Annotated in this window: 13 protein-coding genes; 6 read left to right on the forward strand and 7 right to left on the reverse strand. The window is 65.3% G+C overall.

Annotation, left to right across the window (positions count from 1 at the left end; genetic code table 11):
- Window positions 1-11: 11 nt before the first annotated feature.
- The 6 genes from modC to HZY77_RS14660 form a co-directional block, all read right to left on the reverse strand.
- Window positions 12-1,076: a molybdenum ABC transporter ATP-binding protein gene (gene modC / locus HZY77_RS14635; RefSeq protein ID WP_296816292.1), complete on the reverse strand. Its 1,065-nt coding sequence runs from the start codon at window positions 1,074-1,076 to the stop codon at window positions 12-14.
- Window positions 1,073-1,756, reverse strand: a complete 684-nt coding sequence (modB, locus tag HZY77_RS14640) for a molybdate ABC transporter permease subunit (protein ID WP_296816295.1) — start codon at window positions 1,754-1,756, stop codon at window positions 1,073-1,075. The genes modC and modB overlap by 4 nt, the downstream gene beginning before the upstream one ends.
- A gap of 3 nt (window positions 1,757-1,759) precedes the next feature.
- Window positions 1,760-2,512, reverse strand: a complete 753-nt coding sequence (gene modA / locus HZY77_RS14645; RefSeq protein ID WP_296816299.1) for a molybdate ABC transporter substrate-binding protein — start codon at window positions 2,510-2,512, stop codon at window positions 1,760-1,762.
- Window positions 2,513-2,602: 90 nt separating this feature from the next.
- Complete coding sequence (locus tag HZY77_RS14650) at window positions 2,603-2,857, reverse strand: hypothetical protein (protein ID WP_296816302.1); 255 nt, start codon at window positions 2,855-2,857, stop codon at window positions 2,603-2,605.
- Between the two features lie 15 nt (window positions 2,858-2,872).
- The gene (locus HZY77_RS14655) at window positions 2,873-3,220 is read right to left on the reverse strand and encodes a winged helix-turn-helix domain-containing protein (RefSeq protein WP_296816305.1); all 348 of its coding nucleotides are present in this window, start codon (window positions 3,218-3,220) and stop codon (window positions 2,873-2,875) included.
- The gene (locus tag HZY77_RS14660) at window positions 3,217-4,152 is read right to left on the reverse strand and encodes a LysR family transcriptional regulator (protein WP_296816308.1); all 936 of its coding nucleotides are present in this window, start codon (window positions 4,150-4,152) and stop codon (window positions 3,217-3,219) included. Before HZY77_RS14660 ends, HZY77_RS14655 begins: the two co-directional genes overlap by 4 nt.
- Window positions 4,153-4,232: 80 nt before the next feature.
- Here HZY77_RS14660 and metE point away from each other — a divergent pair, with 80 nt between their 5' ends.
- Window positions 4,233-6,593 (forward strand): 5-methyltetrahydropteroyltriglutamate--homocysteine S-methyltransferase, encoded by a 2,361-nt coding sequence (gene metE / locus HZY77_RS14665; RefSeq protein ID WP_296816310.1) that lies wholly within the window; start codon window positions 4,233-4,235, stop codon window positions 6,591-6,593.
- Between the two features lie 34 nt (window positions 6,594-6,627).
- On the opposite strand, the gene HZY77_RS14670 is transcribed toward metE, so the two are convergent.
- The gene (locus HZY77_RS14670; RefSeq protein ID WP_296816314.1) at window positions 6,628-8,016 is read right to left on the reverse strand and encodes an alkaline phosphatase PhoX; all 1,389 of its coding nucleotides are present in this window, start codon (window positions 8,014-8,016) and stop codon (window positions 6,628-6,630) included.
- A gap of 253 nt (window positions 8,017-8,269) precedes the next feature.
- Here HZY77_RS14670 and HZY77_RS14675 point away from each other — a divergent pair, with 253 nt between their 5' ends.
- The 5 genes from HZY77_RS14675 (at window position 8,270) to HZY77_RS14695 (ending at window position 14,659) form a co-directional block, all read left to right on the forward strand.
- Window positions 8,270-9,667, forward strand: coding sequence for a TolC family protein (locus HZY77_RS14675; RefSeq protein ID WP_296816317.1), 1,398 nt, complete (start codon window positions 8,270-8,272; stop codon window positions 9,665-9,667).
- The gene (locus HZY77_RS14680; protein WP_296816320.1) at window positions 9,664-10,776 is read left to right on the forward strand and encodes an efflux RND transporter periplasmic adaptor subunit; all 1,113 of its coding nucleotides are present in this window, start codon (window positions 9,664-9,666) and stop codon (window positions 10,774-10,776) included. The genes HZY77_RS14675 and HZY77_RS14680 overlap by 4 nt, the downstream gene beginning before the upstream one ends.
- Window positions 10,773-13,844, forward strand: a complete 3,072-nt coding sequence (locus tag HZY77_RS14685) for an efflux RND transporter permease subunit (RefSeq protein WP_296816323.1) — start codon at window positions 10,773-10,775, stop codon at window positions 13,842-13,844. The genes HZY77_RS14680 and HZY77_RS14685 overlap by 4 nt, the downstream gene beginning before the upstream one ends.
- Before the next feature lie 131 nt (window positions 13,845-13,975).
- Complete coding sequence (locus HZY77_RS14690; protein WP_296816326.1) at window positions 13,976-14,449, forward strand: rubrerythrin family protein; 474 nt, start codon at window positions 13,976-13,978, stop codon at window positions 14,447-14,449.
- Between the two features lie 36 nt (window positions 14,450-14,485).
- Window positions 14,486-14,659, forward strand: coding sequence for a rubredoxin (locus HZY77_RS14695; protein ID WP_018506996.1), 174 nt, complete (start codon window positions 14,486-14,488; stop codon window positions 14,657-14,659).
- The last annotated feature ends 19 nt before the right edge of the window (window positions 14,660-14,678 follow it).

Genomic DNA, 14,678 nt, shown 5'->3' on the forward strand with positions numbered 1-14,678 from the left:
CGCTGCCTTCCTCAGGCCACGGCCACGCTTTTCACCTGGGCCACCACCGGCGTACCAGGCCGGAGTCCCAGCAGCAGTGCCGATTTCCGGGTGATGCGCGCGAGCAGCACCGTGTCGTCCAGCGCCAGCCGCACCAGGACCTGTCCCGGCGCATCGTCGGCCAGCTCGATGACCCGGGCTGGCAGCAGGTTCAGGATGCTGGTCTGCTGCGGCATGGCCAGCGTCAGGCTGACGTCGCGTGCTGCGACGCGCACTCTGAGCGGCGCGCCGGGCGAACCGTGCAGGCCAGGCAATTCCAGCACGACGGGGCCGCGGGCGACGTGGGTGAGCTGGAGCGCCCGGTCATGTGCAATCACGATGGCATCGACGATGGTGGCGGCGATGTCGCGATGCGCCAACGGCAGGTCGAGCCGGGTCAGGCCCTCTGTCAGGGGGCCTTGGTAGACGAGTCGGCCGGCCTCGATCAGCAGCAGGTGATCGGCCAGGCGCGTCACTTCGTCGAGCGCGTGACTGACGTAGAGCAGGGGCAGTTCGAGTGCATGGTGCAGCCGTTCCAGGTAGGGCAGGATGTCGGCGCGTGCACCCGTGTCGAGCGCGGCCATCGGTTCGTCCATCAGCAGCAACCGCGGGCACGACAGCAGTGCGCGGCCAATCGCCACGCGCTGGCGCTGGCCGCCCGATAGCTGATGCGGCTGCAACGCGATCAGCGGCGCCAGTTCCAGCCAGTCGATCACTTCATCCCACTGGATGGTGCGTTCTCCGGACGGCACGCGCTTCCAGCCATATTCCAGATTGGCGCGTACCGACAGGTGCGGAAACAGGCTGGCTTCCTGGAAGACATAGCCGAGTGCACGACGATGGGTGGGAACGAAGACCGAGTCGTCCTGCCAGACGTCGCCGTCGACGACGAGCCGTCCGGACGCACGCGCGAGTCCGGCGATCAGCCGCAGCAGCGTCGTCTTGCCCGAACCGGACTGGCCGAACAGGGCGGTGACGCCGTGCGACGGTACGCTGAAATCCGCATCGAGCGAAAATTCGCCGAGCGTGACGCGGAACCGCCCCTCGATCCGGCTCATGTCGGGGTCCGCTGCCAATGCCCGCTGTAGCGGCCCAGCATCAGCAGCACGAGGAAGGAAAACGCGACCAGTCCGGCCGACAGCAGGTGCGCGTCGGCGTACTCGAGCGCCTCGACATGGTCGTAGATCGCCACCGACAGGACCCGCGTCTGGCCCGGGATATTGCCGCCCAGCATCAGTACCACGCCGAACTCGCCCACGGTGTGAGCGAATGCGAGCACGGCGGCGGTGATGAAGCCGGGCCGGGCGAGCGGAATGGCCACGCTGGCGAAACGATCCCATGGCGAGGCGCGCAAGGTGGCGGCCACTTCGAGCGGGCGCGTTCCGATGGCGGCAAACGCATTGGCGATCGGCTGTACCGCGAAGGGCAGCGAGAACACCACCGATCCAACCACCAGCCCGGCAAACGTGAACGGCAGGGTCGAAAAACCGAGTTGCTGCATCCAGTGTCCGACTGCGCCTTTCGGCCCCAGCAGTACCAGTAGATAAAACCCCAGCACGGTCGGTGGCAATACCAGCGGCAGCGACACCAGCGCAGTGACGACCGCGCGCAGGCGCGCGTGGGTATGGGTCAGCCACCAGGCCAGCGGCGTGGCGATCAGCATCAGCAGCGCGGTCGTGATCGCGGCCAGCCTCAGCGTCAGCAGGATGGCCGACGTGTCGGCCTCGGTCAGGGACATGGATTACAGGTCGTAGCCATAACTGCGGATGATAGCCTGCACGCCCGGCGTTCCCAGGAAATCAAGCAGCGCACGCGCAGCCGCATTGTCGGCGCCATGCTTCAGCAGGGCGGCATCCTGGCGGATCGGCGTATACAACTGGCTGGGAACGAGCCACATCGAGCCCTGGGTCAGCTTGCCGTCCTGCATGATCTGGGACAGGGCCACAAAGCCGAGGTCGGCATTGCCGCTGGCGGCAAACTGATAGGTTTGGCCGATGTTCTCGCCCACCACGAGTTTGCCTGCGACAGCATCGAAGAGTCCGAGTTTGCCCAGGACTTCCTTTGCGGCGGCGCCGTAAGGCGCGAGCTTTGGGTTGGCGACGGCAAGCCTGCCGAAACGGTTCTGCTTCAGCACGGCATCGGTGCCATCGATCAGGTTGGCGTTGGCGCTCCACAGGGCGAGCTTGCCAATGGCGTAGTTGCGGGTGGCGACGGCATCGCCTTCGCGTTGCAGCCGCGCCGGCGTGTCGTCGTCGGCGGCCAGCAATACGTCGAACGGGGCGCCATTCTTGATTTGTGCGTAGAACTTGCCGGTCGAACCGGACGACAGGGTGAGCGTGTGGCCGGTCGCCTGTTCGAACCGGGCGGCCAGCACCTTCATCGGCATGGCGAAATTGGCGGCAACGGCAATATGCGCCGTGTCTGCTGCGGCGGGCAGGCTGGCGAATGCGGACAACACAAGGACGGATGCCAGTTTCTTGAATACGCGTGTCATGAAGGTCTCCTGAATAAGATGCACGTTTCGATATATCCAGTATGTCATATCGAATGTGAAGTGAACAAGCGATGTGTTTCCGGGGAGGGGTTACCGCAACGCGCGCAGTGCCTGTCGCGTGGCTTCGTCTGCTGTCGCGTCGCGGAGGCGCGATTCGAACGAGGTCGTGAACGCCTGCGATGCCTGACCCGCGGCGATCAGGGTAAGCCCTTGCCGCAATTCTTCGATCAGATGCCAGTCGTCGTCCGTGATGCCCGAGGCGTCGTGGCCGTTCGCGATTCGTGCCCAGCCGTCCAGGTTGCCATCGAAGCGTCGATAGATATTGAGCTTGTCGAGCGTCAGCATGGGCGTGCCACAGGTTCAGCCGTCCGTCCGCAGATGTAGGGCCAGTTTGGCCATGTCCGCTGCGGTGGCTTTGCGGGCGCGGGTTTCAAGATGGCGATACAGGGCGATCACTTCATCAGCCAGCGGCGTGAGTTGCGCCCCGCCGCCATGCGCGCCGCCCTTGCTGGCTTCGACGAGCGGATGGGCGAAACAACGGTTCATGGTGTCGACCAGATGCCAGGCGCGTTTATAGCTCATTCCCATGACGCGGCCAGCCGCGGCGATGGAACCGGTTTCGCGAATGGCTTCGAGCAGCTGGACTTTGCCGGGGCCGAGTGCGATGTCGTCGCCGAGGATGAGACGGAAGGTGAGGCGTGGCGTCATGGTGCGATGATAGCCGGCCGGATGCCCGGCAGGCGGGAGAAGCTGTCGCGCTTCACGGTTTCGATGAAGTCGGTCACATAGGCGCGCGTCGCATCGGCCTCGCGCACCGCGACATGCAGTTCGGCCCACAGGCCGTGCTTGCCGATGCGGCGTGCGGCGACGTAGCCGCGTTCGAGATAGGGCACGACCGCCCATGCCGGCAATGCGGCGAGTCCGCGGCGGCTGGCGACGAGCTGCAGGATGGCCACCGTCAATTGCGCTTCGCGCCGCGCCGGTTTGATTCCAGCCGGCGCGAGCACACGGCGGATAAGGTCGAGGCGGTCTTCCGGTACTGGGTAGGTGATCAGGGTGTGGCCGGCAAAGTCGGCCGGCATCAGCCATTTCTTTGCGGTGAGCGGATGATCCGGCGGCAGTAGCGCCAGCATCTCGAAGCCGAACAGCGGCGCATATGCGACGCCTGCGCGCGGCACGGTGTCCGACGTGATGACAAGATCGGCGCGCCCGTCCAGCAGCAGGCCCACCGGGTCGGCCTGGAAACCGCCCAACAGGTCGAGCTCCACCCCGGGCCAGACGTCGCGGTAACTATCCATGGCAGGCATCAGCCAGTCGTAGCAGGTGTGGCACTCCACGGCGATGCGCAATTCGCCGGCGTCGCCGTCTTTCAGCTTGGCCAGGTCGCGCAGCGCCGCCTCCACCTGGGGCAGTGCGGCATGCGCCAGCGTCAATAGCCGGCGGCCGGCGGCGGTGAGGCCAAGCGGGCGCGTGGCGCGTTCGACCAGCGGCAACCCCAGCGCATCCTCCAGCGCCTTCAACTGGTGCGACACCGCAGATTGCGTCAGGTGCAGGCGTTCGGCGGCGGCAGTCAGTCCGCCTGCTTCCGTCACGGCCTGCAGCAGCCGCAAGTGTCGCAGTTCGATATGAGTTATGTTCATCTAATCAATGAAAAATATTCGTTTGTTTCATGGTATTCGCATCGGCATCATGGCGTCCATCATTTCTTGGGAGCATGCACATGGCACGGGCACACGTATTGGGCGTTCCGCGGATCGGTCCGAACCGCGAACTGAAATTTGCGCAGGAAGCCTGCTGGCGCGGCGAAATCGACGAAGCTGCATTAAGGGCCGTGGCCAGCGGCATCCGTCAGGCGAACTGGCGGCGGCAGCATGCGGCCGGACTGGATTTCGTGACAGTGGGCGACTTCGCGTTCTACGACCAGATGCTGAACCAGGTCGCGCTGCTCGGGTGCGCGCCGGAACGCTTCGGCTTCGGCAATCGGATCGCGCTGTCGGAGTATTTCCAGCTGGCGCGCGGCAATGCCGCGTGCCATGCGATGGAGATGACCAAGTGGTTCGATACCAACTATCACTATCTGGTCCCCGAGTTCAAACCGGACACGCATTTCACGCTCGATCCCGGATGGCTGTTCGACGAGGTGACCGAGGCGCAGACGGCCGGGTTCGAGGCCAAGCCGGTGCTGATCGGTCCCCTGACTTTCCTGTGGCTAGGCAAGGAAAAGGCGGCGGGCTTCAATCGCCTCGACCTGCTCGACCGGCTGCTGCCGGTCTATGCACAGATTCTGGCGCGCTTGAAGGCACANGGGGTCGAATGGGTGCAGATCGACGAGCCCGTCCTCGCGCTCGACCTGCCCGCCGATTGGCGGTCGGCTTTCGAGCGTGCCTATCATGCCCTCAACGGCGCAGGCGTCAAGCTCCTGCTCGCCAGCTATTTCGGACCGTTGCGCGAGAACCTGCTGGTGGCGCTGAAGTTGCCGGTGGCGGGCGTGCATGTGGACTGCGTGCGCGGCGGCGGCGAGCTTGCCCAGGTGATCGACTGGCTGCCTGCCACCAAGGTGCTGTCGGTCGGCGTGATCGATGGGCGCAATATCTGGAAGACCGACCTGAACGCCGTGCTCGATCGCTTCGAGGGACTGCATGCGCGCCTGGGCGACCGGCTGTGGTTGGCGCCCTCGTGTTCGCTGTTGCATGTGCCGGCGAGCCTGGCGGGCGAAACCGCAATGGATGCGGCACTCCGTAACTGGCTGGCGTTCGCCGACGACAAGATCGCGGCCTTGTCCACGCTCAAGATCGCGTTCAACGAGGGGCGTCAGGCGGCGACTGCGGAACTGTCCGCCCATGCCCGGGCGCTGGCGTCCCGCAGGGCATCGTCGCGCGTGCATGACGCGGCGGTCGCTGCGCGGCTATCCGCCCTGACGCCCGTCCACGACGTGCGCAACAGCCCGTTCGCGGTTCGCCAGTCCGTGCAGCGTGCGCGTTTCAAGCTGCCGGATTTTCCTACCACGACCATCGGCTCGTTCCCGCAGACGCCGCAGATCCGTCATGCGCGCGCGCGCTTCAAGGCGGGCGTGCTCGGCGAGGCCGATTACACCGCTGCCATGCAGGACGAGATCGGGCATGCCATCGAGAAACAGGAAGCGTTGGGGCTCGACGTCCTGGTGCACGGCGAAGCCGAACGCAACGACATGGTCGAATATTTCGGCGAGCAACTGGCCGGCTTTGCGTTCTCGCAGAACGGTTGGGTGCAGTCCTACGGTAGCCGCTGCGTCAAGCCGCCGATCATTTATGGCGATGTGTCACGTCCACGGCCGATGACGGTGGCCTGGACGCGCCATGCGCAATCGCTGACCGTGAAACCGGTGAAAGGCATGCTGACCGGCCCGGTGACGATGCTGCAGTGGTCGTTCGTGCGCGACGACCAGCCGCGCGCAATCACCGCCCTGCAGATCGCCTTGGCGATCCGCGACGAAGTGGCCGACCTTGAAACGGCCGGCATCGGCATCATCCAGATCGACGAACCGGCCTACCGGGAAGGCCTGCCATTGAGGAAAGCGGATTGGGCCGCGTATCTCGAGTGGGCGAGCCGGGCATTCCGCATCAGCGCGTCGGGAGTGAGCGATGCGACGCAAATCCACACCCACATGTGCTATTCGGAGTTCAACGACATCCTGCCTGCGATTGCGGCCATGGATGCCGACGTCATCACCATCGAGACCAGCCGTTCGGACATGGAGCTGCTGCGCGGCTTCGGCGAGTTTAGCTACCCCAACGAAATCGGACCCGGCGTGTACGACATCCACAGCCCGCGCATTCCCGATGCGGCCGACATGACGCGCCTGCTGGAGAAGGCAGCCCAGGTGATTGCGCCCGACAGGCTCTGGGTCAATCCCGACTGCGGACTGAAAACGCGCGGCTGGGCGGAAACCGAGGCGGCACTCGCCAACATGGTGGCAGCGGCCCGCACCATGCGGGAGNNTCGGTGCAATCCGCAATCCAATAGCCGGTGCGGTGGTTTACTTGCGCAAAGACTGCCCTGCCGGCTTGCACCGGCAGGGCACTTGATGCCGTCACGCTGCTGACGGCGGGTTGAAGGTCGGCTCAGGGCCGATTCATTCAATCCCGGTCGTGATCGCGGTCGCGACCATGATGGTCGTCGTCGTGGTCAAACTTCGCCTGCGGGCAGGGCGTGCTGATCATGATGGTGCGATCCACGCCGCTGTCGGGGTGCTGCACGTTGATGTAGGCGACATTCGGCTTGAACTTGTCGAAGTACAGGCCGGTGCTTTCCGCGCCCTTGGTCGACAGGCTGGCCCACTTGCCGATGGCTTCGGCGATGCCGTCGTCGTTCTCGTCCTTGGCAAACCAGATGTCCTCGATGCCACCCGGCTGGTCTTCGACAATGTAGATGTTGCCGTCGGCGTCGATCGCCAGGTTGTCGGGGTTGGTGAAGGCGCTGCCGGCCGGCTGCTTGGTGGCCATGTCCAGCGTGTCGCGGCTGGCGAACAGCTTGACCGTGTTGCTGTGCAGGTCGATCGAGAACACCTTGTGGTTGGTGGTGGTTGCCACATACAGCTGCTGCTTGCCGTTCTTCAGCGTCTTGATCTCCAGGTCTTCCGGGCGGTCGAACTTGGTACCCAGGAAGGCCGGCAGCTTCGGCGTGGCGCGGCCGTCGATCGCGGTCAGGCCGTTGGGGTCGGTGACGACCACGGCACCGGGCAGGGCGACGCCGTTGTTGTCGGTCAGCGGAATCCAGGTGGCGGCACCGGTGGCTTCTTTGACCGTGCCGTCGCCCACGCGCAGCACGAAGGTCTGGCCGGCGGCGAAGAAGTCGTCGCCGTTGTCGGCCTGCGGGTTGGCCGACGTGAACTTGAAGATGTGGCTATTGTTGCGTTCGTCGATGAAGTACAGGTTGTTCTTCTGGTCGAACGCCAGGCCTTCGTGCGATACGCGTGGCAGGATGTCGCGGTGCTTGATCACGATATCGGCGGGCGCGGCCAGCGGATTGACCACTTCGAACAGGCGGCCGTACTTGCTGGTCGGGCCGGCCGGATCGCTCCACGACTCTTCGGCGGTGATGAAGGTCCNCCAGGNGGTCCAGCGGGAGGCGTCGAAGGACACGTGGCTGTCCAGTGCGGGCGCTGCGGAGGGGCTGTGCCAGATGGTTTCGGTCAGCATGGTGCGCAGATCGGTGCGCTGGATACCGGCCTGTCCGGTTTCGAACACGGTGAACAGGAAACGGCCGGCTTCGGGACCGCTCTCGTTCACGGTGTGCATGTCGTAGTTGCCGCTGTCGAAGCGGGTGGCCTGGGCGGGGTCGCGGGCCACGATGGTCATCTGGCTGAAGCGCGGCGAAGACAGCTTGTAGGGGGCCGACTCGGGCAGCGTGCCGGCGCCGACGTCGCCGGTCATGGGCACGAAGCGGTCGAACGACGTGCTGCCGGCGAAGGCCGATGAACCGGCCAGAACCAGGCCGATGGCGAGCGAAAGTTTCTTGAGTGTCATATGGCGTTCCCTTGATCGTAAATGGAGTGTGTACTGATGACGGGTACGGATCGACTACGGAAGCAGGCTGATGAGGTGCCGCATGCCGAGAGCCGATCGAATCAGTACGCAAGGCATCCTAACGAGGCGATATGTCGTGCGTATTGCATTCGCATCATGCTGCAGGTGGAATCCGGATTTTCTACCGGGCGCATGGCGGAACTCGCTTATGCGCCCCCTGTCGTTTGGTGGAGTCGTTTAGAATCCCCTCACTTTGAACACCATCCTGCATCGCTTCCTGTTATGCGTGCCGCTCGCGCTGTGCCCGGCATGGGCAGGTGCGGCAGCGTTCGATCTGCCCGGGCGCCCCGGAACCTTCTGGCAGCAGCCGGATGGCTTGCCCGTTCCGGCTGTGACGCCGACGGGTGTCGTGCGCTTTGCCAGCCTGGCCGCCCTGACCGACCATGCGCTGCGCGAACGGGCGGAGACACGTGCGGCTTGGCTCGGCATCCAGGCCGAGGCGGCGCGGCTGGATGCCGCCACCGCAGCCAATTGGCCCACGCTCACAGGGCAATTGAGTTTCACCCAGAGCCGGGCGTTGTCCAGTTCGGGCGCGACCGTCCCCACGCTCAATCGCTATGGCCCCAGCCTCAGCCTGGCCTATGTGCTGGTCGACTTCGGCGCACGCGCCGCCAGCATCGATGCCCAGCGCTATCAGCTCATGGCCAGTCTGCTGACCGGCAACCGCACCCTGCAGGATACCGTCGCCGAAGTGGAGGCCGCTTATTTTGCCTTGCTGGCCGCGCGTGCGCAGGTCACCGCCCAGATCCAGCAGGAAACCGCCCTGCGCGCCAGCCTCGACGCGGTCGACGCCAGGCTGCGGGGCGGGCTGGCGTCGCGTGCTGACCAGCTGCGTGCGCGGGCTGCGCTGGTCGAGGCCGAGCTGGCACGCCAGGCGGCGGAGCGTGACCGGGCCAAGGCGGAAGCCGCGTTGAAACAGGCCGTGGGCATCGCCCAGACGCAAACGCTGGAACTGGATTGGCAGGCCGTGCCGCCGGATCCCCTGGCTGCCACGACCCTGCTGGCCGACCTGTTGCAGGAGGCCCAGCGCAATCGCCCCGACCTGCGAGCCCTGCAGGCTGCCGCGATCAGCGCACGCTTCGAGGCCGAGCGTGCACGCGCGGCCCGCTGGCCGAGCCTGTCGCTGGCAGCCAACACCGGGCGCACGCTGTTTCTGGACAGCGATCGCTCGCCGTCGACGACCTACAGCGTCGGCGTGAATGTGACGATGCCGCTGTTCGACGGCGGGCGGCTGGCCGCGCAGGCGCGCGCTGCCGCGCGCGATGCCGAGCGCCTGCAGGCCGATGCCGAGGCGCAGCGCAGCCAGGTTGCGCTGGCGGTGGCCGATGCCTATTACGATGTCCGTCAGGCCCAAGCCCAGCGCGAAGGCGTGGGGGCGCAGTTCGACAGTGCCAGCGAATCGGCCCAGGCGGCCGAGGCGCGCTACAAGACCGGCGTCGGCAGCCTGCTCGAATGGCTGACCGCCCAGGCTGACCTGGCGCGCGCGCGCCAGGCGCAGGCGCAGGCCGATAGCGATTGGCTGGCGGCCTTTTCCCGTTTGAATCATGCCTTGGGCCGCTTGCCCGCCACCTCTCCTGCGAGCCTGCCATGAAAATGCGCATCCTGTTGGTCGTTGTCGTACTCGGATTGATGGCCGGTGTGGCCTATCGCATTCAGCATTCCGCATCCGGCGACAAGAAGGGCGGCGGCGATCGCGCGCTCAGCGTCAGGACGGTCCCGGTGGCGGTGCGCGACTTCCCGCGGGTGATCGATCTACCCGGCACGCTGGAGGCGGCGCAGCAGGTCGCCATCGTCGCCCAGACCGGCGGCACGGTGCTGCGCCAGCATGTGCAGGAAGGCGACGCCGTGCGGGCGGGGCAGGTCCTGTTCAGCCTGGATAGCCGTCCCGCGCAGGCACGCATCGCGCAAAGCCAGGCGACGCTGGCCGGCGCCCGCGCTGAAACGGCCGATGCCGTCCAGAAACTCGATCGTCTCAGTCCACTGATGAAATCGGGCTATATCAGCCGCCAGGAGTTCGCCGACGCGCAACTGGCACTGGAATCCGCGCGTGCGCGCGCAGGCACCGCGCGCGCCGAGCTGGAGGCGGCGCAGCTGGATGTGGCGTATGGACAGATTCGCGCGCCGATCGATGGGCGCGTCGGGCGCATTGCCGTACGTCCCGGCACGCTGGTGCAGGCGGGCGGGACGCCACTCACGACGATCCTGGCGCCGGGCACGCTCGACGTGCGGGCCAGCGTGTCGCAGCAGGACTGGCCCGAGCTTGCGGCCGCACGTGCGCATGGCAAGGTGACGGCCGAGGTGTTCCGGGATACGGATCGTACTGTCCGGGCCGAGGGCGAGCTCGTGTTCGTCGATTCGCAGATCGATGCCACCACGGGCGCGGTCCCGATCAAGGTGCGGCTGGCCGGGGCGCCGACCGCGCTGCTGTCGGGGCAGGGCGTACGGGTGCGCCTGCTGCTGGGCGTTGAACCGAACGCCAAGGTGGTGCCGGAGGCCGCATTGCAGCATGCGCAGGTTGGCTCGTATGTGTATGTGGTCCGCGGTGGCAAGGCCGTCGTGCAGACCGTGAACGTGACACGCAGCCTCGACGGTGAGGAAGTGGTCGAAGGCGAACTGCATGCCGGCGAGCCGGTGTTGATCGAGATTCCGCAACGCCTCAAGGCGGGCAGCAAGGTCAAGCTCGAAGGCACACATCGATGAATCTGTCGCGGCTCTTCATCGAGCGCCCGGTCGCCACGCTGATGCTGGTGCTGGCGATGGCGCTGTTCGGCGCGCTTGCCTACAAGCAGCTGCCGGTGAACGACCTGCCGCAGGTAGATTTCCCGACGCTGCGCATCACCGCGTCGCTGCCCGGCGCCAATCCCGAGACCATGGCCAACACCGTGGCGACGCCGCTGGAACGGCAATTGGCGACCGTGGCGGGGATCGAGTCGATGAGCTCGCAATCGGGCCAGGGCTCGACCAGCATCACGCTGCAGTTCGAACTCGGGCGCGACATCGATGCCGCCGCGCAGGATGTGCAGACCGCGATCGCGCAGGCGGCGCGCAACCTGCCGCAGGGTATGGACCCGCCCCAGCTGAGGAAGATCAACCCGGCTGATTCGCCCATCATGTATCTAGCCCTGTCGGCCGAACGCCTGCCTTTGACCGAACTCGACGCCATCGCCGATTCGCGCGTGGCGCAAAAGCTGTCCAGCCTGTCCGGCGTGGCACAGGTGTTGGTGTTCGGCTCGCAGAAATATGCGCTGCGCCTCTATCTCGACCCCGCCAAGCTGCAGCAGCGTGGACTGACTTTTGCCGACGTGATCCAGGCGGTACAGAATGCCAACGCCAACCTGCCGTCCGGCACGCTCGACGGCGCCAGTCGCGCCTATACGGTGAAGGCACCGGTGGCACTGGCCAATGCCGCGGACTTCGGCGACATCATCGTCGCCTATCACGACGGTACAGCGCTGCGGGTGAAAGACCTTGGCCGGGCCGAGGATGGCGTCGAGGACGACAAGCGCAAGACCTGGTACAACGGCACTCGCGCCATCGTGCTGGCAGTGCAGCGCCAGCCGGGGGCGAACACGGTCGCGGTCGCCGACCGCATTCGCGCGATGCTGCCGCAGATCGAGACGGAGCTGCCCGACGGCGTTCGCCTGCAGGTGCATTTCGATCGCTCGCGCTTCGTCAAGGATTCCCTGCACGAGGTGAATTTCACGCTGCTGCTCGCATTGGGACTGGTGATCCTCGTCATCTTCGCCTTCCTGCACAATGTCCGCGCCACGCTGATCGCCGCGCTGGTGCTGCCCAGTTCGCTGCTGGGCACCTTCGCCTTCATGCACCTGCTGGGCTACAGCCTCAACAACCTGAGCCTGATGGCGATCACGCTGGCAATCGGTTTCGTGGTCGACGACGCGGTGGTGGTCATCGAGAACATCGCGCGCCACCTGGAAATGGGCAAGTCGCGCATGCAGGCCGCGCTCGACGGGGCGCAGGAGATCGGCTTCACCGTGCTGTCTATGACCATCTCGCTCGCAGCCGTCTTTCTGCCCATTCTCTTCATGGGCGGCATGATCGGGCGGCTGTTCCAGGAGTTCGCGGTGAGCATCGGCATCGCCGTGCTGCTCTCCGGCGTGGTGGCGCTGACGCTCACACCGATGCTGTGCGCGCGCGGGCTGGTCAACGAACCGCTCGACAATCGCCTGTCGCGCCTGTTCGACACGGGTTTCAATCGCTTCCGCGATTTTTACGGCGACACCCTGCGCGCGTCGATGCGCCACCGNGGGAGCATGCTGCTGTTCTCGGTGATCGTGCTGGCCGCAATGCTGTGGCTGGCTGGTCACGTCAAGCAGGGATTCATTCCGCGCGTCGATTCCGGGATGATCTTCGCCAGCGTGCAGTATCCGGAAGGCATTCCGTTCGACGAACTGAGCAAGCGCCAGCAGGCACTCGCCGCCCTCGTGCAGAAGCACCCGGCGGTCGAAGGCCTGATGTCGAGCGCCGGCCAGGGCGGCGGCGGGGTGACCGGCGGCAACATCGGGCGCCTGGTGATACGCCTGACCCCGCGCGGGACGCGCAAAAGCGCCGACGAGGTGATCGACGAACTGCGCGCGGTCACGCGCAAGGTCAGCGGGGTCAACGTCACCCTGCAGAATCCGGCATCGATCAACGTGGGCGCGCTGGCCTCCAGCAGTGATTACCAGCTGACGCTCATCTCGGGCGATTTCGAGGCACTGAAAACGGCGTCGGCCGAGGTCGAGAAGCGGCTTGAAGCGCTGCCCCAGATCGAGGACGTCGACAGCAATCTCGAACTGCGCAATCCCGAATTGCGCGTCACGCTCGATCCGCTGGAAGCCGCCCGGCTCGGCATCACTTCCCAGCAGATCCAGCAAACGCTGTACGACGCACTGGGCGGGCGCCGCATCAGCGAAATCTACGGCACGAGCGACCAGTACGTGGTGAGCGTCAAGGCACTGCCCGAAGCGCAGCTGGACCCGGCGGTCATCGGCCAGCTGCCCCTGAGAACGGCGGCGGGCGGGATCACGCGACTGGATGCCGTGGCACGGGTCGATCCGGGCGTGGGCCCGATCGCGGTCTATCACTACGGTCAGCAGCCGGCCGTCACGCTGTCTTTCAACCTCGCGCCGGGCGCCTCGCTCGATGCCGCGCTGGCCGCGGCATACGATGCCGCCAGCGAAGTCGTGCCGCCCGAGGTGGCGCTGGAATTCACCGGCGCCGCGCAGAAGTTCCAGGAATCGACGGTCCAGCTGCCCTTGCTGCTGCTGTTCACCGTCGTGATCATCTACATGGTGCTGGCAGTACTGTACGAGCATCTCGGCCATCCGCTGACCATCCTCACTGCGCTGCCGCTGGCGGGATTCGGCGCCTTGCTGGTGCTGCTGCTGGCCAACGACGAACTCAATATCTTCAGTTTCGTCGGCATCATCCTGCTGGTGGGACTGGTGAAGAAGAACGGCATCATGATGATCGACTTCGCCCTGGCCCGACAGCGCGCGGGAATGAGCGCCGAGGATGCCATCGTCGAGGCCTGCCTGGTGCGCCTGCGGCCGATCATGATGACCACCTTCGCCGCCATCTTCGCCACCCTGCCGATCGCCATCGGCTTCGGCACGGGCGGCGAGGCGCGTCGCCCGCTCGGCATCGCCGTGGTCGGCGGCCTGTTCTTCTCGCAGTTCCTGACGCTCTACATCACCCCCACCTTCTACGTCAGCATGGCGCGGATGGAGGCGGCCCTGCGGCGCTGGCGCGCCCGTTTCGCCTGAGCGGTTCAGACAGGTCGATCGATATCATCAATCGTTGTCATCCAAGGTTTCCGTTGGATCGATTGATTTGTAATCTCTAACATTGCTCCTGTCTTGATTGACATCGTAAATCAACCGAACAGGAGCGAATCATGCAGAACACGACGTCCCCGACCATCCAGAACCTCGAAGCGGCCTTTGCCGGCGAGTCCATGGCCCACATCAAGTACCTGTGGTTCGCACGCCAGTGCCGCAAGGTGGGCGACGAAGCGACCGCCAAGGTGTTCGAAGACACCGCCGCGCAGGAAATGCTGCACGCCTTCGGCCATGCCGAACTGCTGTTTTCCGACGAAACGATGACGCCGGCCAAGTGCCTGCAGTATGCGATCGACGGCGAAACCCACGAGTACACAGAGATGTACCCCAAGTTCCGCCACGAGGCGATGATCGAGGGCAACACGGCTGCGGTGGCCGAGATCGACGAGCAGATCGCCGAATCGAAGGGGCACGCCGAGAGGTTCAAGACGGTGCTGGACAAGGCCGCCAAGCGTTTTGCCGCGCTGGCCAAGGTGGAAGAGAAGCACGCGAAACACTACCAGGCGCANAAAGACGCGATTGCCGCCTGAAGTTGAAGACGATTTGATCGATTGAAAGGAAATATCATGAAAGCTTGGCAATGTATCGTTTGCGGTTACATCTATGACGAATCCAAAGGCGACCCGGAGCATGGCATCGCCCCCGGCACCCGTTGGGAGGACGTGCCGGAAGGCTGGGAATGCCCCGATTGCGGCGTGGCCAAGGCGGATTTCGAGATGGTTGAAATCACGGCTGCCTGAGCGCCATTAACGTATACGA

The organism is Thiobacillus sp., from assembly GCF_013693775.1.
In the GTDB taxonomy this organism is placed as follows: Bacteria; Pseudomonadota; Gammaproteobacteria; order Burkholderiales; family Thiobacillaceae; genus Thiobacillus.